Origin of the sequence: Providencia sp. JGM181 (genome assembly GCF_018257375.1) — a bacterium.
In the GTDB taxonomy this organism is placed as follows: domain Bacteria; phylum Pseudomonadota; class Gammaproteobacteria; order Enterobacterales; family Enterobacteriaceae; genus Providencia; species Providencia lanzhouensis.
In genome coordinates this window covers 1-1,101 of the sequence record NZ_JAERJY010000280.1, presented here as the reverse complement: position 1 = coordinate 1,101, position 1,101 = coordinate 1, and the positions used below count along the sequence as shown (strand labels likewise).

Genomic DNA, 1,101 nt, shown 5'->3' with positions numbered 1-1,101 from the left:
CTTAAAATATTATTAGTTTTTTTCTGACTGCCAGCTTAAATACTGCTCATATTTACGTAGTGCAATATTGTAGTTGCTAAATGCTGAATCAGTCATTTTATCGCTCAACTGTTCTTGAACTCTACTTGCGGTAAAATCTTTCATTGAAAAGTTAGAGGATGACAGCAGTTCATCTAAGCGGCGCAGACGAACAACGTACTCGCGGACGGTGCTATGACTCATTTCTGTCTGTAAGAACAAATACTGTTTAAAAGACATAATATCGAAATAGTCTGTATTGCTATTACAGAAAATTTCACTACAAAAACGACAAAGTGCTGTAAATTGCCCTTGAAGTTCGCCCCAAGCCGCTTCATCAACCAAATCGGTCATGTCAGCGATAGCTTCTTTATTCAAGATACCATCGTTGAAAACGAGGGAGATACGATCAAGAGTTTTATTACAGTGTGCACAATGAGTTTGGCTGTGTTTAAAATCTTTAATATAACGACTCAACGGCCGTTTCTTTACAATAGAAGCAGACATAATGGTAAAGCCCTGTGTGTAATTATAAAAATAAAAAGTAACAAGATAAATCCGGTTACATACATACCATGCCCATAGCATTAATGATTGTCTGCTATGTTGCATATCGAGATAAGCGTAATTGCCTTATCTCATTTTCTTACTTTCCCTTTGTAAGGTGGATCCTTCTGGGAATGTAATGTAAGAAAATTTATTTCCCTTTGTCCGAAGCATTCTAACCTGTCTAAAACACTTTGGCGAATTTCTTATGAGAGTAATTTTGCATGTAAATTTGACCTAGCGTCAACCTAACGAACCTAATCGTTGTTAACCTAAATAGCAAAGTTTTATCACTTAAAGAACCAAGATTCGAAAGGAGACACCCCTTGGAGGCAGAGACTTTACCTGATAACCCCCTAAAGGTTCAAAGGAAATTTAATTTAAAAATCAATATTATATAGTGAAAAGCATTTTATTGATAAATTTGTGATACAGCTCACTTTTCACTTCTATAATCGCATTTTAAATGACGTCGTCAAATCCAATTCAGCGCCACTAAAGCGATAGATTGCCTGCCAATCATCACCAACCGCAAAT

1 protein-coding gene is annotated in these 1,101 nt (G+C 36.1%); it reads right to left on the bottom strand.

Translation table 11 applies throughout. The features are described from left to right. Positions 1 to 12: 12 nt before the first annotated feature. Positions 13 to 525 (bottom strand): flagella biosynthesis regulatory protein FliZ, encoded by a 513-nt coding sequence (gene fliZ, locus JK188_RS17515; RefSeq protein ID WP_036951530.1) that lies wholly within the window; start codon positions 523 to 525, stop codon positions 13 to 15. Positions 526 to 1,101: the final 576 nt, after the last annotated feature.

Excerpts from the sequence above, each read along its gene's own strand:
- fliZ (WP_036951530.1), bottom strand. The coding sequence starts at position 525 with ATGTCTGCTTCTATTGTAAAGAAACGGCCGTTGAGTCGTTATATTAAA.